Genomic DNA, 22,234 nt, shown 5'->3' with positions numbered 1-22,234 from the left:
CTCCCGGCGTCAGGCAGCGAGCTTCGAAATGTCGGCGACGCAGTTCATCTGCGCATGAAGCGCCGCGAGCAAGGCGAGCCGGTTTCTGCGCAGCGCGTCGTCCTCGGCGTTCACCATGACATCGTTGAAGAACGTGTCGACCGGTGCGCGCAGCGCGGCAAGCGCCGAAAGCGCGCGCGTGTAATCGCGCTGGGCGAGCTGCGATTGCACCGTGGGCGCGACCGCGACGAGCGCGTCGCTCAGCGCTCTTTCGGCATCCTCGACGAGCAGGCGCGACTCGATTCCGCTGCCCGACGGCTTCGCGTCGAGTTCGGACTTCTTGAGTATGTTCGAGATCCGCTTGTTGGCCGCAGCCAGTGCTTCCGCCTCGGGCAGTGCCGTGAATTCGCGCACGGCGTCCAGGCGCGCAATGACATCGTCGATGCGCCGCGGCTCGAGGCTCAGCACGGCCTCGATCTCCCCGGCCGAGTAGCCGCGCTCGCGCAGCAGACCGCGCAGGCGGTCCATGAAGAATGCGTAGAGCGGCTTCGACGAATCGGCGACCTGCGGTTCGGCCGCAAAGACGCCGCATGCAGCCTCGACGAGCTCGACGAGATCGATCGGCAACGCGTTCTCGATGAGAATGCGCAACACGCCAAGCGCGTGGCGGCGCAATGCGAACGGGTCCTTTTCGCCGGTGGGCACGAGGCCGATGCCCCAGATTCCGGCAAGCGTCTCGAGTTTGTCGGCGAGCGCGACCGCCGTACCGACGCGCGTGGAAGGCAGCGCATCGCCGGAAAAGCGCGGCTGATAGTGCTCGCTGCAAGCGAGCGCGACATCCTCGGGCTCGCCGTCATGGCGCGCGTAGTAGGTGCCCATCGTGCCTTGCAGCTCGGGGAACTCGCCCACCATATCGGTCAGCAAGTCCGCCTTGGCGAGGTACGCGGCACGCTCGGCCTCGGCGATGTTCGCGTCGACGAACGGAGCGATTTTGCCGGCCAGCGCGACGAGGCGCTCGACGCGCTTGAACTGCGAGCCCAGCTTGTTGTGATAGACGACATTCGCGAGCAGGGGCACGCGCTCCGCCAGCGGCTTTTTCTTGTCCTGCTCGAAGAAGAACTTGGCATCGGCCAGCCGCGGCCGCACGACGCGCTCGTTGCCCTCGACGATCTCACCGGGCGTTTTCGTTTCGATATTGGAGACGATCAGAAACCGCGAGCGCAATTTGCTTTCGCTATCGGTCAACGCGAAATACTTCTGGTTCGTCTGCATCGTCAGGATCAGGCATTCCTGCGGGACCTGCAGAAACTCGTCTTCGAAACGGCAGGCGTAGACCACGGGCCATTCGACCAGCGCGGTCACCTCGTCGAGCAGTGCATCGGGCATCACCACGACATCGCCGCCCGCATGCGCGCGCAATTGCGTCACGATGCTCGCGCGGCGATCGGCGAAGTTCGCCACCACGTGCCCTTTCGAGCGCAGCGTGGCCGCATACTCGTCGGCATGGAGGATGGCCACGAGACCGTCCGACAGAAACCGGTGGCCGATCGTGGTGTCGCCCGCGTCGATGCCGAACGCGGTGACCGGCACGACTTCTTCGCCATGCAGTACGGTGAGCCGCTGAACCGGGCGAACGAACTGCACGCTCGTGCCGTCGGGACGCTGGTAGGTCATCACCTTCGGGATCGGCAGCTTTGCAAGCGTTTCGTCGAGCGCCGCCTGCAACCCCGCAACGAGCGTGGCACCGGGCGCCGAGTAGCGCAGAAACAGCGCTTCGGCCTTACCGTCTTGCGCACGCTCGAGTTGATCGACGGCGATGTCGGGAAAGCCGAGCGCCGCGAGCTTCTTGGCGAGCGGCGCGCTCGGACGCCCGTTCGCATCGAATGCAACCGACACCGGCAGGACTTTCTCGCGCACGTCCTTGGCCGGTGCGACGCTGCGCACATGCTTGATCGCGACGGCCAGGCGTCGTGGCGTCGCAAAACGCTCGAACGAGGGTTCGCCGGCGATGAGATCGCGAGCGGCCAGCCGCTCCACGAGGCCGGTGGCAAAGGCTTCACCGAGGCGCGCGAGTGCTTTGGGCGGCAGTTCTTCGGTCAGCAATTCGACGAGGAGCGTGGCTTGTTCGATTTGATTCATGTTCTGGGACTAGCTCTGTTCCTGGGTTGGGTCACTGCTCGTCGATCGTACGCTCAACCTTGAGCGGCGGCGCCCAGGCGGGCAGCGCGGCTTCTTGCGCGTCGGTCGTGAGCCCGCGCACGCCGTGCACGGGGTTGCCGAGCATGGGGAAGCCGAGCTTTTCGCGCGAATCGTAGTAGGCCTGGGCGACGAGGCGCGACAGCGCGCGGATGCGGCCGATATAGGCGGCACGCTCGGTCACCGAGATGGCCCCTCGCGCATCGAGCAGATTGAACGTATGGGCCGCTTTGAGCACGAGCTCGTAGCCGGGCAGCGCCAATTGCGTTTCGATCATGCGCTTCGCTTCCGACTCGTAGCTGGAGAAAAGCGTGAAGAGCAGTTCGACGTTCGCGTGCTCGAAGTTGTAAGTGGACTGTTCGACTTCGTTCTGATGGTAGACGTCGCCATACGTCAGGCGGCGCATCTCGGGGCCGCTCGGGCCCGCTTCTTCCCACTCCGTCCAGACGAGGTCGTAGACGTTCTCGACCTTTTGCAGGTACATGGCGAGCCGTTCGAGCCCATAGGTGATTTCGCCGAGCACGGGCTTGCAATCGAGGCCGCCGACCTGCTGGAAGTACGTGAACTGCGTGACTTCCATGCCATTGAGCCAGACTTCCCAGCCGAGGCCCCATGCGCCGAGCGTGGGGTTTTCCCAATCGTCCTCGACGAAGCGCACGTCGTTTTGCTTCAGATCGAAACCGAGCGCCTCCAGCGAGCCGAGGTAGAGATCGAGGATATTCTCGGGCGCGGGTTTCAGCACCACCTGATACTGATAATAGTGCTGCAGGCGGTTCGGATTGTCGCCATAGCGGCCATCCTTCGGGCGGCGCGACGGCTGGACGTAGGCGGCGCGCCACGGCTCGGGACCGACGGCCCGCAAGAACGTGTGCACGTGCGACGTCCCGGCGCCGACTTCCATGTCGATGGGCTGAAGCAGCGCGCAGCCCTGTTGGTCCCAATAGGATTGCAGCGTCAGGATGATTTGCTGAAACGTGAGCATGTCGTGCCTTTTGCGGCGCGCGGCGGACAAGCCGCGGATCGCGCCGATGATTGGCCGCGCGAATGGGATCGGGCGCGGCCGGGGGCGCGGGATGGCGCATCGTTCGCCGCTTCCCGCCTGCTAAAACGATGAATTTTACCGGATTGGGATGCGCGTGCGACTTTCGGGGGGCCGGCAGTGCGCGGATCAGTCTCGCCGGCGCCGCGCGAACGCGACGCAAAGCGCGAGCAGCAGGAGCGAGACGGCCAGCACGACGAGGTTGCCCGTTGCGATGTAGGGCGTCGTGCCCGTCATGCCCTGCACCTGTACGTCGAGCGCGCCGGCCGCGAGCACCGGTAGCTGGGCGATGACGCGCCCCCTCGAGTCGATCGACGCGGTGGCCCCGGTGTTCGTTGCCGCGAGCAGCGGCCGTCCGGTCTCGAGCGTGCGCATGCGCGCCATCTGCAGATGGTGATCGAGCGCGATCGTCTTGCCGAACCATGCGAGGTTCGACACGTTGACGAGCACACTGGCCGGCGTCGCCGCTTCGCGCAATCGGCGCGCGATCTCTTCGCCGAAAATGTCCTCGTAGCAGATGTCGACATCGACGGTCTGATGACCCACCTGGAACGGCGGCTGCACGGGCTTTCCGTTCGCCAGATCGCCGAGCGGAATGTTCATGAGCCGCACGAACCAGTGAAAGCCCCACGGCACGAATTCGCCGAACGGCACGAGGTGATGTTTGTCGTAACGGTAGAGCACGCCCGAGCGGGGTGTCACGCCGAACAGGCTGTTCGTCGGTTCGGTGATCTGCCCGTCGGGCGCGATCTTCGCGCCGAACGCCCCGAGCAGAACCGATGAGCCCGTGCTGTCGGCGAATTGGCGCACGGCACGGACGAAGGGCTCGGGGAACTGCTGCGGCAGCAGCGGAACCGCCGTTTCGGGCGTGATGACGAGATCGGCCGGCTTGGCCGTGATCATTTTCTCGTAGAGCGCGATCGCCGCCGTGACCCCTGCTTCGTCGAACTTCATTTCCTGCTTGACGTTGCCCTGCAGGATTCGCGCGGAGATCGGTGCGCCGTCGGCGCGGGTCCAGGCGAGTTGCGAAAGCGCTATGCCGCCCGCGACGAGCGCGAGTACAGCGAGCGCGGGCAAGAGAGCCCGCGCTCGCTGCGCCGGCCGCGCTGCGAGCCCTGCGACCGCTTGCACCGCGAGCGCGGCAGCCAGTGCAACGGCCCAACCGACGCCGTAGACGCCCACGAGCGGCGCGAAGCCCGCGAGCGGTCCATCGACTTGGGCGTAGCCGCTCGCAAGCCACGGAAAGCCCGTGAATACCGTTCCACGCAGCCATTCGCCAAGCGCCCATGCGCAGGCGAACGCGAACGCGCCCTGCCAGCCCGGCACGAATCCCCGCTGCGCACGGGCGCGATTCGAATGGCCCTCGCCCACCGACCAGAGACCGGCGGCGAGCGCCGGATACGACGCCAGGTAGATCGAGAACAGCACCAGCGCGGCAATCGCGAGCGGCGCGGGCATGCCGCCGTAGTCGTGCATGCTGACGTAGAGCCACCACACGCCCGTGACGAAGTTGCCGAAGCCGAATGCGGCGCCGGTCAATGCCGCGCTTTTCCAGTGATGCGTGCGCGCGAGGCAGACGTAAAAGAGCATGAAGAGCGCCAGCTCGACCCAGCCGCCCGCGCGCGTCGGCGCGAACGACAGGGTGTTGGCCGCGCCGAGCGCGAGCGCGGCCAGATAGTGCCAATGTGGTATGCCGCGCACGGCCGCGAGCGCTGAGCGATCGGCGTCGCCATGCGTGCGGTACGCGGCGCGCGCGGGGTGTCGCGCGCGAGAGGAAATCGGTTCTGCCATGAACGAGGAGGCGAAAGTGGTGCGGCTCAGGTCTGAACGTGCTGGGCTTCGCGTTCGCGCTGACCGGCCAGCGGATCGCGCCGCACGAGCAGCACATGGATCTGGCGTGCGTCGCCGCGCAGGATTTCGAAGATCAGATCGTCGATGCGAACGCGCTCGCCGCGATGCGGCACGCGTCCGAAGTGATGGGTGACGAGCCCGCCGATCGTATCGACTTCTTCATCCGAGAACCGGGTGCCGAACGTCTCGTTGAACTGTTCGATCTCGGTCAGCGCGCGCACGCGATAGCGGCCGTCGGGCGAGGCAATGATGTTGCCGCTTTCCTCGTCGAAATCGAACTCGTCTTCGATATCGCCCACGATCTGCTCGAGCACGTCTTCGATCGTGATGAGACCGGCCACGCCGCCGTACTCGTCGACGACGATGGCGATATGGTTGCGGTTCACGCGAAAGTCGTGCAGCAGCACATTGAGGCGCTTCGCTTCGGGGATGAAGACGGCGGGGCGCAGCATGCCGCGCACATCGAACTCGTCCTCGGCGTAGTAGCGCAGCAGATCCTTCGCCAGCAGCACACCGATGACGTTGTCGCGATTGCCTTCGTAGACCGGGTAGCGCGAGTGCGCTTTTTCGAGGACGAAGGGGATGAACTGCTCGGGGCTGTCGGCGATGTTGATCGCGTCGATCTGCGCGCGCGGGATCATGATGTCGCGCGCACAAAGCTCGGATACCTGGAACACGCCCTCGATCATCGACAGTGAATCCGCGTCGATCAGGTTGCGCTCGTGCGCGTCTTGCAGGATGTCGAGCAGTTCGGCGCGCGAATCGGGCTCGGGCGAGATGAAATCGGTCAAACGCTCGAGCAGCGAACGCTTTTCGTGCGGCTTGTCGGTCTGTCGTCGACTGGGATAGGAGTCGTTCATGGCGGGGCGCCCGGAGACGGCCGGGCGCGTGGTACACGGAAAGTCAAGGATACACCAGCCGTGCGACACCTCAGCGTACATGCCCTGCTGGCGAAGTCGCGCAGCACCGCGTTATTTTTGGGGCAAGCAAATTTTGAGACAAACAAATTTTGAGACAAGCGAGTTTTGAGACAAGATAGCAGCCGTTTTTCTCCACCTTTTTACGAAACGAATATGTCCGAAGAATTCGAAGTCCGGGGGCCGCATGAAGAGGCGCTCGAACATGCGGGCCACGGTGCTCATGCGGGCGGCCATCACGCCGCCCCCGGCGTCGCCCCCGACCCGTTCGCCGGGCGCGTCGCGGTCATGACGGCGATTCTCGCGACCATCGGCGCCGTTTTCTCGTACCAGGGCGGTTCGACGGAGGGGCTCGCGCTCTTTTACAAGAACGAGGCGGCCATCCGGAAGACGGAGGCCGCCAACCAGTGGAGCTACTACCAGGCGAAAGGCGAAAAGCAGAATCTGGCCGAGCTCGGGGCGGCGCTCGCCGCGAGCGACGCGAAAGCCAGCGCGAAATTCACGGCCGATATGGCGAAGTACGCGCAGCAGAAAACGGCGATTCGCGAACATGCCGAGGCGCTCGAAAAGGGAGTGCGGGAAGCCGACGAAGCGAGCGAGCATCAATTGCACTTGCACCATCGCTGGGCGCAGGCGACCACCCTCACGCAAGTCGCCATCTCGCTGGCCGCGATCACGTTGCTGACGCGGCGCCGCTGGCTGCTGGCCGGTGCATTCGGCGTCGCCGTTGCGGGCGTCGCGGTCGGTGGGGCCGCGCTGCTCGGAGTGTGACGACGGCGAAACAGACGGGAAAAAATACGACTACGCCTATCGCCTCAAGCGCGATTTTCCGGCGCTGAATAGGGCGAGGCCCCGAAGTGATCGCTCGCTTCGAATTGCGCGGCCCGCGTTATTCCTCGGCGCAGCGCCTGAGCAGGGCTTCGAGCGCGCGGTCCGGCATGCCGCTTTTGCGCAGCGCGTCGACCGTGCGGCTCACATAGTCGAGCGTCGTGCCGTAGCGTCCGCGCGCGCAGCCGAAGACAGCCTTCACGACCGCGTCGGGCAGTTTGCCTGTGTAGGTTGGTACATCGCGGCGCATGACGAACGCCAGCGCGGGGACGCGGCGCCCGTCGGCCAGCGAGCAGGGCAGCCATGCCGGCCGGTAGGAGCCCATCACCATTTCGCGCCGCCAGAGCGCTTGCAGATGCGGCATGGCGTTCGCGCCGTCGAGCCGGAATGCCACGCCCGTGCACGAGCCGCCGCGGTCGAGCGCGAGCACGAGGCCCGGTTGCTCGGGCGTGCCGCGATTGACGCGCGACCACAAATAAAGTCCGCGGTGATAGCCGCGCACACGCGCGTGGATCGTCTCCGCGGCCGGCATGCCCGGGTTCCAGATCAGCGAGCCATAGCCGAACAGCCACAGGTCGCTCGCGCCGTCCCAATGCTCGAGCGTCGAGGCGAGCGAAGCGGCGAGCTCCTCGTCCGAGAGCAGGCGCGCCTCGCCGAGCGACGGCGGATAGCCGCACGCGGGCTCGGGCAGTTTATCGTCGGGATCGGAGCAGACAGCTGAGGACATGGCGTCGAAGCGGAGGTGGCGTTCGCGGGATCGTCAGCGTTCGCGGTATGGGTCGGCGAAGCCGAGCAGGCCGAGAATGCCGGTCTCGAGCGTCTCCATTTCGTGCGCTTCGTCTTCGGTCTCGTGATCGTAGCCCTGCGCATGCAGCGTGCCGTGCACGATCATATGCGCGTAGTGGGCTTCGAGCGGCTTGCGCTGCTCGGCGGCTTCTTTTTCGATGACGGGGCAGCACACGATGATGTCGCCCGAGACCGGATCGTCTTCGGTCTCGGCATACGCGAACGTCAGTACGTTCGTCGCGTAGTCCTTGCCGCGATAGGTGCGGTTCAGCAGGCGTCCTTCCTCGGTGTCGACGAAGCGCAGCGTGAGTTCGCCATCGGCAAAAAGCGCTGCCTTCACCCAGCTCGTCACGCGCGCACGCGTCAGCAGCGTCTTGTGTTCAGGGTAGGCGCCGGCGGCCGGAAATTGCAGCGAGAGCGCCAGGCGTGGAGCGCGATTCATGCGCGTGCCCCCGTGCCGTTCACCCCATGCCGCGGGCTCGGGCGGCGGCGGCTCGCGCAGCGCTTCGTGCAGGACTCGCTCATCACCGATCGTCGGACGCGTGACCGTCCTCTTTCTTCATGTGCTGATCGTAGGCGTCGACGATGCGCGCGACGAGCGGGTGGCGCACGACATCGGCGCTCGTGAAGCGCGTGAGCGCGATACCGCGCACGTTGGCCAGCACCTGCTCGGCTTCGATGAGGCCGCTCTTGGCGCCGCGCGGCAAATCGATCTGTGTCGTGTCGCCCGTCACGACGGCTTTCGAGCCGAAGCCGATGCGCGTGAGGAACATCTTCATCTGCTCGGGCGTGGTGTTTTGCGCTTCGTCGAGAATGATGAATGCGTGATTGAGCGTGCGTCCGCGCATATAGGCGAGCGGGGCGATTTCGATCATCTGGCGCTCGAACATCTTGGCCGTCTTGTCGAATCCGAGCAGATCGTAAAGGGCGTCGTAGAGCGGCCGCAGATACGGGTCGACTTTCTGTGCGAGGTCGCCGGGCAAAAAGCCCAGGCGTTCGCCCGCCTCGACGGCCGGGCGCGTCAGCACGATGCGCTTGACGTGATCGCGCTCGAGCGCATCCACCGCGCAGGCCACGGCGAGGTAGGTTTTGCCCGTGCCGGCCGGTCCGACGCCGAACGTCACGTCGTGCGAGACGATCTGCTTCAGATAGTCGCGCTGCGCGCGCGTGCGTCCGCGCAAGTCGGCGCGGCGCGTATAAAGCTTGGGCCCGAGTTCCTCCAGGTCCTCATCGTCGAGACCGGCGGGTTCGTCGAACGGATGGTCGGGGTCGTAGCGTGCGCCGGACTCGCTGCGTTCTTCCTCGGATACGCCCGAGCGGTTGCTCGGATGACGCGACTCGACGAGCGCGAGCTGGATGTCGTCGACGGAAAGCGGCTCGCGCGCGCGGTTGTAGAACGTTTCGAGCGCGCCGAGCGCAAGCTTGGCGCCGCGCCCGCGGATGGCAATGCGATGGCCGCGCCGCTGCAGTGTGACGTCGAGCGCCTGTTCGATCTGACGCAGGTTCTCGTCGAGGGGGCCGCACAGATTGGCCAGGCGGGCGTTGTCGTCGCGCGGTGCGGTGAACTCCAGCGGTTGGGCAGTCTTCAAGGCGAAGGGCGATCCTTAGTCCGGGTAAGCGCTCAATGCACGGCGGCATCGGCGAGCACGAGCTCGCCGCGCAGCGAATGCGGATAAGCATGGTTGATGCGCACATCGATCATTTGACCGATGAGCCTCGAATGTACGGCGAGTGGCGCCGGGAAGTTCACGACGCGGTTATTCGCCGTGCGTCCGGCGAGTTCGCTCGGATCCTTGCGCGACGGCCCTTCCACGAGGATGCGCTCGATGTTGCCGACCATCGCTTCGCTGATGCGCACGACGTTCGCATCGATCGTCGCCTGCAGATGCTGCAGGCGCTTCAACTTGACTTCGCGCGGCGTGTCGTCGTGCAGATTGGCGGCCGGCGTGCCGGGGCGCGGGCTGAAGATGAAGGAAAAACTCGTGTCGTAGCTCATCTCGTCGACGAGCGCCATCGTCTTGTCGAAGTCCTCTTCCGTTTCGCCGGGAAAGCCGACGATGATGTCGGTCGACAGCGAGAGGTCGGGGCGGATGGCACGCAGCCGGCGGATCACGGACTTGTACTCGAGTACCGTGTAGCCGCGCTTCATCGCCATCAGGATGCGGTCCGAACCGTGCTGCACGGGAAGGTGCAGATGCGAAACGAGCTTGTCGACCTTCGCGTAGGTATCGATGAGCCGCTGCGTGAATTCCTTCGGATGCGACGTGGTATAGCGAATGCGTTCGATGCCGGGAATCTCGGCGACGTATTCGATGAGCGTGGCGAAATCGGCGATCTCGGCCGCGCCCGCCGTGATCGGGCCGCGATAGGCATTGACGTTCTGTCCGAGCAGCGTGACTTCGCGCACGCCCTGATCGGCGAGGCCGGCAATTTCGGTCAGCACGTCATCGAGCGGGCGCGAAACTTCCTCGCCGCGCGTGTAGGGCACGACGCAGTAGCTGCAGTACTTGCTGCAGCCTTCCATGATCGAGACGAAGGCGCTCGGACCTTCCACGCGCGCCGGCGGCAGGTGATCGAATTTTTCGATTTCGGGAAACGAGATATCGACCTGAGCGCGGCCGCTCGCGCGGCGCGCGTCGATCATCTGCGGCAGCCGGTGCAGTGTCTGAGGGCCGAAGACGAGGTCCACGTAGGGGGCGCGCGCGACGATCGCCGCGCCTTCCTGGCTTGCCACGCAGCCGCCGACCCCGATCAGCAGCCCGGGCTTCGCTTCTTTGAGCTCGCGCACGCGGCCCAGGTCGGAAAACACCTTTTCCTGCGCTTTTTCGCGCACCGAGCAGGTATTGAAGAGGATGACATCCGCGTCTTCGGGGGTGTCGGTCTTGACGAGTCCTTCCGCTTGCCCGAGCACGTCGACCATTTTGTCGGAGTCGTACTCGTTCATCTGGCAGCCGAAGGTCTTTACATACACTTTCTTTGTCATGAAGCTCGCCGTTCGCAGTGGTTGACCTGGGGGCGGTAAATTCGAAGTCGATATCGAAGGAATGAGGGCGCGAGCGCTGTCGGGCGCCGCCCGTGAAACGAGGCCCGCCGAAGCAGTCCGCATAGCTCGGTATTATAGCGGTTCACGATTGCCGCTCCGGGCGGCGGCCTCGCCGGTCTGACCCCGGCCAGTCGGCGCCTGCGCGCCGAGCATCGGCAGATCCGCCCAGGCCGCCTCGGCCTGCAACCGCAACGTGCGCCCGAGCGTGTTTGCTGATGACGCATCGTGCGAAAGCGGCCCCCGCTCGGGGGAGGCTGCCCGGGCCGCCCGGGCAGCGTGTCGTGTCGTCAGTGCGCGTGCATGTAGACGAATGAGGCCATGGCGCCGCCGGCCAGCGGTCCGCAAACGGGAATCCAGGCGTAGCGCCAGTCGCTGTTGCGCTTGCCGGGGATCGGCAGGATCGCATGCATGAGCCGGGGCGCGAGGTCGCGGGCCGGACTCATCGCATAGCCGGTCGGACCGCCGAGCGAAATGCCGATGCCGAGTACGAGCAGACCGACCGGCAGCGCATCGAGCGCGCCAAGTCCCACCTGGGGCGAGGCGAGATAGAGCACACCGAGAATGAGCACGAAGGTGCAGATCGTCTCGGTCAGCACGTTGTGCCCGACGCTGCGAATCGCCGGTGCCGTGCAAAAGCAGGCGAGCTTGATATCGGGGTCGTCGGTCGTCGAGAAATGCTGCCGATAGGCCAGCCACACGAGCAACGCGCCGGCCATGCCGCCCAGCATCTGAGCGATCACATAGCCCGCCACCTTCGACCAGGCGAACTTGCCGGCCAGCGCGAGGCTGATGGTCACGACCGGATTCAGATGCGCGCCGCTGAACGATGCGGTGACATAGACGGCGACGAAAACCGCCATCGCCCAGCCCCAGACGATGACGATCAGATCGGCGCCCTTGCCTTTCGTGCGCGCGAGCAGCACGTTGGCTACGGCGCCGTTGCCAAGCAGCACGAGCAATGCCGTGCCGAGGAATTCAGCGATGAGAGGAGACATGGTTGTTACTCCGGAATGGCTAGATTGACGGTGTCGACGTTGCGCGCGGTAAGGCCTGCTCGAGCATCGAGCGGCTGTCCGCGCTGCGGCTATGAAGGCGTCAAAACGTTCTCGAACGCACGGCCCGCGCGTTCAAGAATGCTCAGCTCGCGTCGGCCCAGGCTTTGGCCGCGGTGACGGCGCGCTGCCAGCCCGCGAGGCAGACCTCGGCGGCGCGCGCATCCATGGCGGGCGAAAAGCGCCGGTCGAGCTGCCACTGGCTTTGCAGCTCGTCGATACCGCCCCAGTAGCCGACCGCGAGGCCGGCGAGGTAAGCGGCCCCGAGCGCCGTCGTCTCGCTGATGCGGGGTCGCACGGCTGCCACGCCGAGCATGTCGGCCTGGAATTGCATGAGCAGATTGTTGGCGCAGGCGCCGCCGTCCACGCGCAGCTCGCCGATGCGAATACCGGAGTCGGCTTCCATTGCCTTGAGCACATCGACGGATTGATAGGCGATCGAATCGAGCGCGGCGCGCGCGATGTGCGCGCTCGTGGTCCCGCGCGTGACGCCGAAAAGCGTGCCGCGCGCCCGCGGATTCCAGTGCGGTGCGCCGAGCCCCGCGAACGCGGGTACGAGGTAGACGCCGTCGGAATGCGGCACGCTGGCCGCCAGTGCTTCGATATCGGCGGCGCGCTTAACGATGCCGAGGCCATCGCGCAGCCATTGCACGACGGCACCTGCGATGAAGATGCTGCCCTCGAGCGCATACTCGACGCGCTCGCCGATCTTCCAGGCGAGCGTCGTGACGAGATTGTTCTTCGACTCGATTGGCTTGTTGCCGGTGTTCATGACGAGAAAGCACCCGGTGCCGTAGGTGTTCTTCACCATGCCCGAGCGCGTGCACATCTGTCCGAAGAGCGCCGCATGCTGATCGCCCGCAATGCCGGCGAGCGGAATTTTCGACGCGAATACGGTCGTCACGGTCGGCCCGTAGACCTCCGATGAATCGCGTACTTCAGGCAGCATGCTGCGCGGAATGTCGAGCGCCTCGAGCAGGTCCGCGTCCCATTGCAGCGTGTGAATGTTGAACAGCATCGTGCGCGAGGCGTTCGTCACATCCGTGATATGCAGCGCGTGCTTCGTGAAATTCCAGACGAGCCAACTGTCGACGGTGCCGAACGCGAGCTGGCCGCGCTTTGCTTTCTCGCGTGCCCCGGGGACGTTGTCGAGAATCCAGCGGATCTTGGTCGCCGAGAAGTAGGCGTCGATCGGCAGCCCGGTCTTCGCCCGCACGGTTTGTTCGAGACCTTGCTGCTTGAGCGAGTCGCAAAACGCCGCAGTGCGCCGGTCCTGCCAGACGATGGCGTTATGAACGGGCTGGCCGGTCTCGCGGTCCCAGACGATCGTCGTTTCGCGTTGGTTCGTGATGCCGATGGCGGCAATCGATGTCCCATTCAAGCCGGCGCGCGTGACGGCTTCGGCGGCGACCCCGGCCTGAGTCGACCAGATTTCCTGCGGATCGTGTTCGACCCAGCCCGGCTGCGGATAGATCTGGCGGAACTCCTTCTGGGCGGCCGATACGATGTTGCCGTGTCGATCGAACAGCATCGCACGTGAACTCGTCGTGCCCTGATCGAGCGCGAGAATGTATTGGTCCTGCATCGTCTCTTCTCCATGTGTTGTCATAGATTTTGATGCGCCGCGGATAAATCGCTTGCGGCGGGCCCTCGGGTGAAACGTTCATTGCAGCGCCGGTACGAGCCTCTAGCGGGCCTTGGCGCGCTGCTCAGTGCTGCGCCGGCGTCAGCGTGGCCGGCGCGGCGGCCGGCAGGCGTGCGAACCATGCGTCGATCGATGCGCTTGCTTCGGTCAGCGTGCCGGCCGGAAGATGCAGGCCGACCTTGGAGCGGCGCCACAGCACGTCGTATGCGCAGCGCGCCCATTCGGTGTCGCGCAGGTATCGCAACTCGCACTCGAACAAGCCGGGGGCGAGCGGTGCGCCGAGATCCGCGAGCGAGCGCGCTTCGCCGAGCATGCGCACCGCGCGCGTGCCGTACGCATGCGCATAGCGGCGCGCGAGCTCGGCGGGCAGCCACGGATGTTCGCTTGCGAACCGCGTGGCGAACCGTTCGAATTGCGCGCCGGGGATGTCGCCACCCGGCAGCGGCGCGCCGGCAGTCCATGACGGTGCCGACCGGCCGAGCGCGTGGGCGAGCCGGTCGACGGCTTCTTCGGCGAGCTTGCGAAAGGTCGTGATCTTGCCGCCGAACACCGACAGCAGCGGGGCTTCACCTTCTCGCGCATCGAGCTCCAGCCGATAGTCGCGCGTCACGGCCGATGGATCGTCCGCCCCCTCCTCCTCGAGCAGGGGCCGCACGCCGGAGTAAGTCCAGCAAACATCGGCGGGCGAGATCTTGCGTTTGAAATAGCGGTTGATCGATTCGCACAGATAGCGTGTTTCGTTCTCGTCGATCGACACGCGCGCCGGGTCGCCGTGGTATTCGACGTCGGTCGTGCCGATCAACGTGAACTCGTGCTCGTATGGAATGGCGAAAATGATCCGCTTGTCCGGGTTCTGAAAGATATAGGCGTGATCATGATCGAACAGGCGCCGCGTCACGATGTGGCTTCCTTTGACGAGCAGCACGGTGTGATGGGCCGCGCGGCCGAGCGCATCGTGCAGCAGCGTGCCGACCCAAGGTCCGGCCGCATTCGCCAGTGCGCGCGCGCGTACCGTGAACGGGGTGCCGTCGGCGCCCGCGAGTTCGGCATGCCATTCGCCGCCCGAACGCACGGCCTTGACGAGCCGTGTACGCGTGGCGACGGTCGCGCCGTGCTCGGCCGCATCCACCGCATTGAGTACGACGAGCCGGGCGTCGTCGACCCACCCGTCCGAGTAGACGAAGCCGCGTTCGATCGAATCCACGAGCGGCGCGCCGGCCGGGTGCCGACGCATGACGATGCCCCGCGAGCCCGCCAGCAGCTCGCGCCGTGCAAGATGATCGTAGAGGAAGAGCCCCGCGCGAATGAGCCACGCCGGACGCAGATTCGGCATATGGGGCATGACGAAGCGCAGCGGCCGAATGATATGGGGCGCGGAACGCAACAGCGTCTCGCGCTCTTGCAGCGCCTTGCGCACGAGCCCGAATTCCTTGTATTCGAGATAGCGCAGTCCGCCGTGAATGAGCTTGGTGCTGGACGACGACGTGTGCCCCGCAAGGTCGTCCTGCTCGACGAGCGCGACCCTGAGCCCGCGCCCCGCGGCGTCGCGCGCGATCCCCGCGCCGTTGATCCCGCCGCCCACGACGAGCAGATCGTATGGGCTGCCTTGCGTCAGTTGCCGTGCTCCCGTGCCCTCAGCGGCCATTGCGACTCCGATTGAAAACGAAACGAACCTATCATGTTCGTTTGCGAAATCTATCGAACATTATCGAAAAAGTAAAGTGCGGTATTCGGTCTCGAATCGAACATGTCGCGTTGCCGATGTGCGCTGCGCGCGGGGAGGCTACCATCACGGGAAACGGACGAAGAGGTGGACGATGCTTGAACGGATTCGACGCGGCGCGGCGGTGACGGCCGTGCTCTTGACTGGCTGCGCGGGGTGGGACGGATTCAGCACGCCGTCGCTGGGCGCGCTCGAGCAGGTGTGCGGCGCATCGGCTGATTACGGCGCGCAGACGGCGACCGTCTATCCGGCCTTACTGGACGCTTATGTGGCCTACCGCCATGGCAGGCTGTCGCAAAACGAGTACTGCGGCTTTCAGACGTCGATCGCCCGCGAGCACGCAACATTGGCCGCAGGCGGGGCGAGCGCCTCCACCGGCTGGGCCGATTTCATCAACGACGCGCGCGCCAAAGCGCTCAGTTGGCGCGCCGCGGTGGACCCGACATTGCGTGGCTGACGTCCAAAGACGAAAGATGCGCCGACCCGTGCCACGCGCTGCGCCGCGCGCAGCGCGGGTCGGGTGCGCTAGGAAAAGCGTTTGATGGCTTTGATGGCCGAGTCGCCCGACTCGGTCAAGCGCCATTCCTGAAGACCCGACGCCAGACTTTCGAGCCGCACCAGTTGTTGTTCGAGCAGTGCATCGAGCTCTTCTCGGGCCATATCGACTTGGTTGGGAGCATCCTTGACGAGCAGCAACGTGGCGAATTCATGCGGACTCAGCATCGTTCTCTCCATGGGCAATCGAATTGCCTCGGCAACCGGCGTTCGGCTGCCGGCGTGCTCAACCTATCGGGAGCAGGTCAGGTGGTACCCGCACCGCGCAGCCATAGCGCGTCGGGGAACTGGAGTGTAGTCAAGCGCCCGTTCTTCTCCAAATCATCCCCTCAAAATTTTCTGTTTGACAATTGCCCGGGCCGGAAGCGGTTCACTCGCGCCCGTTATTTCGCGAAATTACTTCAAGTTTCGCGTGCGTCGCAGCATGGACCGACGCGTTCGGTGTAGGCGCCCGCTCGGCATCCAGAGCGGGCGTGCCATAAGAGCCTTGGCTCACGCCGCGAGCCTTTGCTCACTCATCCGCGGCGACATAGACTTGCGTACCTGCGGCCGAAATCGTTTCCGCCATTTCGGGCGGCGGTGGGGCATCGGTGAAAAGCGCGTGAATCTGGTTCAGGTGCCCCTGGCGAACGAGGGCCGGGCGGCCGAATTTGGAGTGGTCGGCGGCCAGCAGTGTCGTACGCGCCTGCTGGATGATCGCTTCGGCCACGCGAACCTCGCGCGTGTCGAAGTCGCGCAACGTACCGTCCGGCTCGATGCTCGATGTGCCGATGACCGCGAAGTCGACCTTGAACTGACGGATGAAATCGATCGCGAGTTCGCCGACGATGCCCTTGTCCCATGGCCGGACGATTCCCCCGGTGACGAGCACTTCGCAGTCGGGATAGCCGCTCATCATGTTGGCGACGTTCAGATTGTTCGTGATGACGCGCAGCCCACGATGGCGATTCAATGCCCGGGCGACCTCCTCGGTGGTCGTGCCGAGGTTGATGAAAAGCGAGGCCTGGTCGGGGATATGAGAGGCGAGCAACGCGGCGATGCGGCGTTTTTCCTCATGGAACATGCGTTGCCGCGCCGTGTAGGAGACGTTTTCCGAGCTCGTCGGCAAACTTGCTCCGCCGTGGTAGCGACGCAGCAGGTTCATGTCGGAGAGCCAGTTCACGTCGCGGCGGATCGTCTGCGGCGTCACGTTGAAATGCGCGGCGAGGTCTTCCACCGTGACGAAGCCATCGCGCTGCACCCAGTCGAGCAGTTCCTGCTGGCGGGCGTTCAGGCTTAAGCGAGGGTCTCGGGTCATGGCGGGGCTGAGCGCGGCGATTGAAGAGGGGGTATTGTAGGGCCTGTTCGCGCTGGTTACAGGCCCTCGAACGAGCCGGGCCGGCTGCAGTGGATCGATCGAGATAAACGCGAATTCCGGAAAACCCAAGATGACGCATTTCGACTGGCACAACCCGTACCCGACACCGCGTCTGCCCGTGTTCGCCCGCAATGTCGTGGCGACTTCGCATCCGCTCGCCGCACAGGCGGGGCTGCGCATGATCTGGGAGGGCGGCAACGCCGTCGATGCCGCATTGGCGGCCGCCGCCGTGCTGACGATTGTCGAGCCCGTGTCGTGCGGCCTCGGTGGCGATGCGTTCGCGCTCGTCTGGGACGGCGAAGCGCTTCATGGGCTCAATGCTTCGGGCGTGGCACCGGCAGCCTGGAGCGTCGACTATTTCAGGCGCCGTCATGGCGAAAGCGCGCGCGGCATAGCGGCGCAGCCCAAGCGCGGCTGGGACACCGTCACGGTCCCCGGCGTGGTGGCCGGCTGGGAAGCGCTGAGCGAGAAATTCGGCGAACTCTCGTTTTCGGACATCATGGCGCCCGCCATCGAGATCGCCGAGCGAGGGCACGCCGTCGCGAACATCGTGGCAAGAAAGTGGGCGGCGGCCGTGCCCGAACTCCAGGGCCAGCCGGGGTTTGCCGAAGCCTTCATGCCGCATGGGCGCGCGCCGTCGCCGAGCGAGCTCGTGCGCTTCGCAGGTCATGCGCGCACGTTGCGCGAGCTGGCCGAATCGGGCCCGCGCGCGTTCTACGAAGGCGAGCCGGCCGAGCGCATCGCCGCGTTCGCGCGCGATGGCGGCGGCGCGCTGACGGCGGCCGATTTGCGCGATTACCGTGTCGAATGGGTCGAGCCCATCACGAAAGACTATCGCGGCTACACCGTGCATGAAATTCCGCCGAACGGCCAGGGCATCGCGGCACTCATCGCGCTCGGCATATTGTCGCGCTTCGACCTGAAGGCGCTTGCACGCGACGGCGTGGATTCGCAGCATATGCAGATCGAGGCGATGAAGCTTGCCTTCGCGGACGTCTACCGCTACGTCGCGGATCCGCGGGCAATGGAGATTTCACCGGCCGAGTTGCTCGACGATGCCTATCTCGCCACGCGTGCGGCATGCATCGATCCGCGCCGCGCCACGCATCCCGCTTTCGGGATGCCGCGCGCGGGCGGCACCATCTATCTTTCGGCTGCCGACGAGCGCGGGATGATGGTGAGTTTCATCCAGTCGAACTATATGGGATTCGGTTCGGGCGTCGTCGTGCCGGGCACGGGCATCGCTTTGCAAAACCGCGGCTGCGGTTTTTCGATGGATCCGCGCTCGCCCAACGCAGTGGCAGGCGGCAAGCGTCCGTTTCACACGATCATTCCGGCGTTCGTCACGCAGCGCGAGGGCGCTCACGTGTGGCCCGTGATGAGCTTTGGCGTCATGGGCGGCGATATGCAGCCGCAAGGCCATCTGCAATCGATCGTGCGCATGCTCGATTATGGCCAGCAGCCGCAGGCGGCCTGCGATGCCCCGCGCTGGAAGGTCAATCGGGATTTCTCGATCGATCTCGAGTCGACGTTCGAGCCAGAGGTGGCACGCGCCTTGGAGGCGCGCGGCCATCGGATCGCGGCGTTCGACGATCCCTACATGGATTTCGGCTCCGGCCAGTACGTCTGGAAGCTGGAGCACGGCAACGCCGAGCGCGGCTATGTGGCCGCCAGCGATAGCCGGCGCGATGGGCTTGCGGCCGGGTTTTGAGCCGACGGGCCGATCGTCTGTAATACGGCGAAAGATGAGCGAATCGTCCGAAGGTTCTATAGCGGCCTCAGGGCCGGAACCGGAAGATGACTGCGCGGTCACTGTCTGTGTCGAAGCAGTATCGGACAAGTCCGGCTAACATGCCGGGAAAACGGATCGAAAAGTTCAAAACGCCGCATCCGATGAACCGGCTCGAAGCGAGGGCTTCGCGCCGGGCCGATCGCCGGCCGCGATCGGTTCGGGGGACGCGGCTTTCGGAGCGCAACGCAATGTACACCGAATCCAAGCACGCACTGCCTTGGCGTATCGAGGATATCGATCTGACGCGGATCGATCGTCGACGCGCCGCGACGAACGAAGATCTGCTGTTGCTCTTGTGCGCGGCGTCATTCATCGAGAGCGGCACGGACCTCTATACGAGCAACCTCACCGCCTATTTCGACGGAGATCCCGAGGTCTCCGCATGGCTCAACGACGAGTGGGAACCTGAAGAGCTGCAGCATGGGCGCGCGCTGAAAGCCTATATCAACCATGTCTGGCCCGAGTTCGACTGGGATACGTCATTTCGGAACTTCTTCGAGGAATACTCGACGACTTGCTCGGTCGAGGAGTTCGAAAAAACGCGAGCGCTCGAAATGGTGGCCCGCTGCGTCGTCGAAACCGGTACGGCCACGCTCTATCGCGCCATCAACGAATGCTCCGACGAACCGGTGCTCAAGGAGATCACCGATCACATCCGGACGGACGAAGTGCGCCATTACAAGCACTTTTTCAAATACTTCAAGAAGTACAACGTGATCGAGGGGAACGGCCGCCTGGCTGTCCTGGGCGCGCTGCTGCGCCGGGTCATCGAAATCAAGAGCGAGGATTCGGAGATCGCGCTGCGTCACGTCTTTGCGACGCGCTATCCCGAGCGCGCACACGATACCGAGTACAACCGTGCGCGTACCGCGCGGATCAGCTCGCTCGTGCGCCGCAATCTCTCGGCCGACATGTGCGTGAAAATGCTGCTCAAGCCACTCGACATTCCGGCGCGCATCCAGCCGGGTGTCCATTACCCGCTCGCGAAGATGGCGCAGCACGTCTTCTTCCGCTGAGCCGAGCGCGCGCACCCCGATGTCCGATTCCTCCTCGCGCGAACGTGCGCTCGCAGTGCAGGCGTTCGATGAATGGCCGCCCGTGCTGCGTGCGCTCTTCGATGGCACCGGGCTTGCCGGCAAGGAAGGCTTTACGGCTTGTCTCGTCGTCGCGGACGCCGATGCGCAGGGCCCTCTGCGCACTTCGCTATTGAGCGCGGGCGAGCTCTATGCGCCCGATTCGCGCTCGCTGGCCTTCGCCCTGTGGCCCGCCGCGCGTGCAGCACGCATGCTGGACGCGGCCGCGCGTCGTGGGGGCGGGCGAGCCGCGCTCACGTTCGTTCACGAGGGTGCTTTCTATCAGGTGCAGCTGCGGGTGGACGCGCTCGAGGTCGAGGGGGGCGGACCGCTCGCGTGCTTCATCGCGTCGATCGACTCGGCCGATGCGCAACAAGTCGGCTACGCGAAGCTCACGTCGGGCATTACGTTCGAGCTGCAGTCGCAGCAAAGGCAGGCGGTGATCGATCGCTGGCAGCAGCAGATCGAGCGCTTGCGTCGCGCTGTGGCATCGAGATGCCAAGCGGACCGAGGAGCGGCAAGTCCTTGATTGTCGCGACGAGCCGCTCGCGTCGGGCTCAGCGGCGGCGCGCCCTGTCGCCGGCGGGGCCGGCAGGCGAGCGCGGCTTGCCGCCTAGCAGCGCGCCGGGATCGCCCGAGCGCACTCCCGTGCCGCGTGCCGTGTCGCGCTTGGCACCGGCGGACGGAGCGGCCTGCGCGGCTTGAGCAGCCGGCTCCCGTCGCGCGGCCGATTCGGGTTTGGCGGCCCCGCGCGCGGGCGAACGTTGCCCGCTCTTCGGCGGTTGCCCAGCGGCAGGCCGCGATCCATCGCTTGCTTTGGGCGTCGCGGTACCACTGCGGCGCTCACCGGTGCGGCCTTTGGCGTTGCTGCCATGAGCGCTGTCATTGAGACCGCCGTTACCGTTACCGCTGCCGTTTGCTTTGCCTTTCGCATGGCCTGCAGCGCCGCTCTTGCCCGCTCCACTTTCGCGGCGTGAAGCTTGAGCCGCGGGCGCAGCCGGCGCTTTGGCGCTTTGAGACGTCTCGCGCCGCGGCGCTTGCGCGCGCGGCTGGCGCGCTGCGCCACCTTGACCGCGGCGCTGCTGGATCGGCTCGGGTTTTACGTTCGGGTCCGGCTCGAAGCCCGGAATCACCTCTTGCGGCAATGTCTGCCGGGTCAGCTTTTCGATGTCCTTCAGCAGTTGGCGCTCGTCGACGCACACGAGCGAAATCGCCTCGCCGGTCGAACCTGCACGGCCGGTCCGCCCGATCCGGTGAACGTAGTCTTCGGGAACGTTCGGCAGATCGAAGTTGACCACGTGCGGCAATTGATCGATGTCGATGCCGCGCGCCGCGATGTCCGTTGCGACGAGCACCTGCAGCGTGCCGTCCTTGAACTCCGCGAGCGCGCGTGTGCGGGCCGATTGGCTCTTGTTGCCGTGAATGGCCAGCGCGCTGATTCCGTCTTTCGTCAGTTGCTCGGCCAGCCGGTTGGCGCCGTGCTTCGTGCGCGTGAACACGAGCACCTGGAACCAGGTGTTTTCGCGGATCAGATGCGTGAGCAGTTCGCGCTTGCGATCGCGATCGACGCTGTACACGCGCTGCGTGACAAGTTCGGTCGTCGTGTTGCGGCGTGCGACTTCGATAAGCGCCGGCGCGTCGAGCAGATTGTCGGCAAGCGCTTTGATCTCCTCCGAGAACGTCGCCGAAAAGAGCAGGTTCTGACGCTTGGGCGGCAGCTTGGCGAGCACGCGGCGAATATCGTGGATGAAGCCCATGTCGAGCATGCGGTCCGCTTCATCGAGCACGAGGATGTCGAGATGCGAGACGTCGATCGTCTTTTGCTGCATATGGTCGAGCAGCCGGCCCGGGGTCGCGACGACGATGTCGACTCCGCGCTTGAGCGCATCGATTTGCGGATTGATGCCGACGCCGCCGAACAGCACGGTCGACTTCAGCTGCAAGTACTTGCCGTAGGCACGCACGCTTTCCTCGACCTGAGCGGCGAGCTCGCGCGTCGGCGTCAGGATCAGCGCGCGCACGGCGTGCGGGCGGCGTGTGCCGGCAGCCTGCCCGGCGCGCGGCGCGGCGAGCCGCTGCAGGATCGGCAACGTGAAGCCGGCTGTCTTGCCGGTGCCGGTCTGCGCGCCGGCAAGCAGGTCGCCACCGGCGAGCACGGCGGGGATGGCCTGCTTCTGGATCGGGGTGGGCGAGGTGTAGCCGAGCTCATGAACAGCCCGTACCAGCGGTTCGGACAGGCCGAGGGAATCGAAGGACATAGTTTTCTTCAAATGCGGGATGACGGCTGTCCGTCACGCATGCCGCGTGCCGCGAAGGCGGCCGTGCGGCGAACGTGCGAGCGCGGCGCTGTTGGCGCCGGCCAGCCTGGGTTCCGGCGGGGCCGGTTGGCTTCGCCGGA

At 65.3% G+C, this 22,234-nt stretch carries 19 protein-coding genes; 5 read left to right on the top strand and 14 right to left on the bottom strand.

Going from position 1 to position 22,234, the window contains the following annotated elements:
• Window positions 1-9: 9 nt before the first annotated feature.
• From glyS to ACO1XS_RS19310, 4 genes are all read right to left on the bottom strand, one after another.
• A complete protein-coding gene (gene glyS, locus ACO1XS_RS19325) occupies window positions 10-2,118 on the bottom strand; it encodes a glycine--tRNA ligase subunit beta (protein ID WP_331569564.1) in 2,109 nt (702 codons plus the stop codon).
• Between the two features lie 31 nt (window positions 2,119-2,149).
• Complete coding sequence (gene glyQ / locus ACO1XS_RS19320; RefSeq protein ID WP_331569562.1) at window positions 2,150-3,157, bottom strand: glycine--tRNA ligase subunit alpha; 1,008 nt, start codon at window positions 3,155-3,157, stop codon at window positions 2,150-2,152.
• A gap of 186 nt (window positions 3,158-3,343) precedes the next feature.
• A complete protein-coding gene (gene lnt / locus ACO1XS_RS19315; protein WP_486391438.1) occupies window positions 3,344-5,005 on the bottom strand; it encodes an apolipoprotein N-acyltransferase in 1,662 nt (553 codons plus the stop codon).
• A gap of 26 nt (window positions 5,006-5,031) precedes the next feature.
• On the bottom strand, window positions 5,032-5,925 hold the full coding sequence (locus ACO1XS_RS19310; RefSeq protein ID WP_173259202.1) for a CorC family transporter: 894 nt from the start codon (window positions 5,923-5,925) through the stop codon (window positions 5,032-5,034).
• 213 nt (window positions 5,926-6,138) lie between these two features.
• Here ACO1XS_RS19310 and ACO1XS_RS19305 point away from each other — a divergent pair, with 213 nt between their 5' ends.
• Entirely contained in the window at window positions 6,139-6,753 is a 615-nt protein-coding gene (locus ACO1XS_RS19305) for a DUF4337 domain-containing protein (RefSeq protein ID WP_331569558.1), read from the top strand.
• A gap of 118 nt (window positions 6,754-6,871) precedes the next feature.
• Here ACO1XS_RS19305 and ACO1XS_RS19300 read toward each other — a convergent pair whose 3' ends face one another.
• The 7 genes from ACO1XS_RS19300 to glpD form a co-directional block, all read right to left on the bottom strand.
• A complete protein-coding gene (locus ACO1XS_RS19300; protein WP_486391437.1) occupies window positions 6,872-7,537 on the bottom strand; it encodes a gamma-glutamylcyclotransferase in 666 nt (221 codons plus the stop codon).
• A 33-nt stretch (window positions 7,538-7,570) separates the two neighbouring features.
• Complete coding sequence (gene ybeY / locus ACO1XS_RS19295; RefSeq protein ID WP_331569554.1) at window positions 7,571-8,038, bottom strand: rRNA maturation RNase YbeY; 468 nt, start codon at window positions 8,036-8,038, stop codon at window positions 7,571-7,573.
• Between the two features lie 82 nt (window positions 8,039-8,120).
• The gene (locus ACO1XS_RS19290; RefSeq protein WP_486391436.1) at window positions 8,121-9,185 is read right to left on the bottom strand and encodes a PhoH family protein; all 1,065 of its coding nucleotides are present in this window, start codon (window positions 9,183-9,185) and stop codon (window positions 8,121-8,123) included.
• A gap of 32 nt (window positions 9,186-9,217) precedes the next feature.
• Window positions 9,218-10,579 (bottom strand): tRNA (N6-isopentenyl adenosine(37)-C2)-methylthiotransferase MiaB, encoded by a 1,362-nt coding sequence (miaB, locus tag ACO1XS_RS19285; RefSeq protein ID WP_331569550.1) that lies wholly within the window; start codon window positions 10,577-10,579, stop codon window positions 9,218-9,220.
• A gap of 347 nt (window positions 10,580-10,926) precedes the next feature.
• A complete protein-coding gene (locus ACO1XS_RS19280; RefSeq protein ID WP_173259187.1) occupies window positions 10,927-11,634 on the bottom strand; it encodes an MIP/aquaporin family protein in 708 nt (235 codons plus the stop codon).
• A gap of 142 nt (window positions 11,635-11,776) precedes the next feature.
• Window positions 11,777-13,276 (bottom strand): glycerol kinase GlpK, encoded by a 1,500-nt coding sequence (glpK, locus tag ACO1XS_RS19275; RefSeq protein WP_331569542.1) that lies wholly within the window; start codon window positions 13,274-13,276, stop codon window positions 11,777-11,779.
• A 124-nt stretch (window positions 13,277-13,400) separates the two neighbouring features.
• Window positions 13,401-14,951, bottom strand: a complete 1,551-nt coding sequence (glpD, locus tag ACO1XS_RS19270; protein WP_486391465.1) for a glycerol-3-phosphate dehydrogenase — start codon at window positions 14,949-14,951, stop codon at window positions 13,401-13,403.
• A gap of 202 nt (window positions 14,952-15,153) precedes the next feature.
• Between glpD and ACO1XS_RS19265 the strand changes: the two genes are divergently transcribed.
• Window positions 15,154-15,516: a hypothetical protein gene (locus tag ACO1XS_RS19265; RefSeq protein WP_331569539.1), complete on the top strand. Its 363-nt coding sequence runs from the start codon at window positions 15,154-15,156 to the stop codon at window positions 15,514-15,516.
• 68 nt (window positions 15,517-15,584) lie between these two features.
• Here ACO1XS_RS19265 and ACO1XS_RS19260 read toward each other — a convergent pair whose 3' ends face one another.
• On the bottom strand, window positions 15,585-15,782 hold the full coding sequence (locus ACO1XS_RS19260; protein WP_173259182.1) for a hypothetical protein: 198 nt from the start codon (window positions 15,780-15,782) through the stop codon (window positions 15,585-15,587).
• A gap of 343 nt (window positions 15,783-16,125) precedes the next feature.
• A complete protein-coding gene (locus ACO1XS_RS19255; protein WP_331569537.1) occupies window positions 16,126-16,911 on the bottom strand; it encodes a DeoR/GlpR family DNA-binding transcription regulator in 786 nt (261 codons plus the stop codon).
• Window positions 16,912-17,041: 130 nt separating this feature from the next.
• Here ACO1XS_RS19255 and ACO1XS_RS19250 point away from each other — a divergent pair, with 130 nt between their 5' ends.
• The 3 genes from ACO1XS_RS19250 to ACO1XS_RS19240 all read left to right on the top strand — a co-directional run bounded on the left by ACO1XS_RS19250 (window position 17,042) and on the right by ACO1XS_RS19240 (window position 20,365).
• Window positions 17,042-18,682 carry a gamma-glutamyltransferase family protein gene (locus ACO1XS_RS19250; RefSeq protein ID WP_486391435.1) on the top strand — a complete coding sequence of 547 codons (1,641 nt, stop codon included), beginning with the start codon at window positions 17,042-17,044 and terminating at the stop codon, window positions 18,680-18,682.
• Between the two features lie 269 nt (window positions 18,683-18,951).
• A complete protein-coding gene (locus ACO1XS_RS19245; protein WP_331569533.1) occupies window positions 18,952-19,779 on the top strand; it encodes a ferritin-like domain-containing protein in 828 nt (275 codons plus the stop codon).
• 19 nt (window positions 19,780-19,798) lie between these two features.
• Window positions 19,799-20,365, top strand: coding sequence for a hypothetical protein (locus ACO1XS_RS19240; RefSeq protein ID WP_331569531.1), 567 nt, complete (start codon window positions 19,799-19,801; stop codon window positions 20,363-20,365).
• Between the two features lie 28 nt (window positions 20,366-20,393).
• Here ACO1XS_RS19240 and ACO1XS_RS19235 read toward each other — a convergent pair whose 3' ends face one another.
• Entirely contained in the window at window positions 20,394-22,094 is a 1,701-nt protein-coding gene (locus tag ACO1XS_RS19235; RefSeq protein WP_331569529.1) for a DEAD/DEAH box helicase, read from the bottom strand.
• Between the last annotated feature and the right edge of the window lie 140 nt (window positions 22,095-22,234).

It is taken from the genome of Trinickia sp. (assembly GCF_057351765.1).
This window is presented reverse-complemented; position numbering and strand designations above follow the sequence as displayed.

What these genes read in the sequence shown, in the direction of transcription:
- glyS (WP_331569564.1), bottom strand. Translation starts at nt 2,118, where the DNA reads ATGAATCAAATCGAACAAGCCACGCTCCTCGTCGAATTGCTGACCGAA.
- glyQ (WP_331569562.1), bottom strand. Translation starts at nt 3,157, where the DNA reads ATGCTCACGTTTCAGCAAATCATCCTGACGCTGCAATCCTATTGGGAC.
- lnt (WP_486391438.1), bottom strand. Translation starts at nt 5,005, where the DNA reads ATGGCAGAACCGATTTCCTCTCGCGCGCGACACCCCGCGCGCGCCGCG.
- ACO1XS_RS19310 (WP_173259202.1), bottom strand. Translation starts at nt 5,925, where the DNA reads ATGAACGACTCCTATCCCAGTCGACGACAGACCGACAAGCCGCACGAA.
- ACO1XS_RS19305 (WP_331569558.1), top strand. Translation starts at nt 6,139, where the DNA reads ATGTCCGAAGAATTCGAAGTCCGGGGGCCGCATGAAGAGGCGCTCGAA.
- ACO1XS_RS19300 (WP_486391437.1), bottom strand. Translation starts at nt 7,537, where the DNA reads ATGTCCTCAGCTGTCTGCTCCGATCCCGACGATAAACTGCCCGAGCCC.
- ybeY (WP_331569554.1), bottom strand. Translation starts at nt 8,038, where the DNA reads ATGAATCGCGCTCCACGCCTGGCGCTCTCGCTGCAATTTCCGGCCGCC.
- miaB (WP_331569550.1), bottom strand. Translation starts at nt 10,579, where the DNA reads ATGACAAAGAAAGTGTATGTAAAGACCTTCGGCTGCCAGATGAACGAG.
- ACO1XS_RS19280 (WP_173259187.1), bottom strand. Translation starts at nt 11,634, where the DNA reads ATGTCTCCTCTCATCGCTGAATTCCTCGGCACGGCATTGCTCGTGCTG.
- glpK (WP_331569542.1), bottom strand. Translation starts at nt 13,276, where the DNA reads ATGCAGGACCAATACATTCTCGCGCTCGATCAGGGCACGACGAGTTCA.
- ACO1XS_RS19265 (WP_331569539.1), top strand. Translation starts at nt 15,154, where the DNA reads ATGCTTGAACGGATTCGACGCGGCGCGGCGGTGACGGCCGTGCTCTTG.
- ACO1XS_RS19260 (WP_173259182.1), bottom strand. Translation starts at nt 15,782, where the DNA reads ATGCTGAGTCCGCATGAATTCGCCACGTTGCTGCTCGTCAAGGATGCT.
- ACO1XS_RS19255 (WP_331569537.1), bottom strand. Translation starts at nt 16,911, where the DNA reads ATGACCCGAGACCCTCGCTTAAGCCTGAACGCCCGCCAGCAGGAACTG.
- ACO1XS_RS19250 (WP_486391435.1), top strand. Translation starts at nt 17,042, where the DNA reads ATGACGCATTTCGACTGGCACAACCCGTACCCGACACCGCGTCTGCCC.
- ACO1XS_RS19245 (WP_331569533.1), top strand. Translation starts at nt 18,952, where the DNA reads ATGTACACCGAATCCAAGCACGCACTGCCTTGGCGTATCGAGGATATC.
- ACO1XS_RS19240 (WP_331569531.1), top strand. Translation starts at nt 19,799, where the DNA reads ATGTCCGATTCCTCCTCGCGCGAACGTGCGCTCGCAGTGCAGGCGTTC.
- ACO1XS_RS19235 (WP_331569529.1), bottom strand. Translation starts at nt 22,094, where the DNA reads ATGTCCTTCGATTCCCTCGGCCTGTCCGAACCGCTGGTACGGGCTGTT.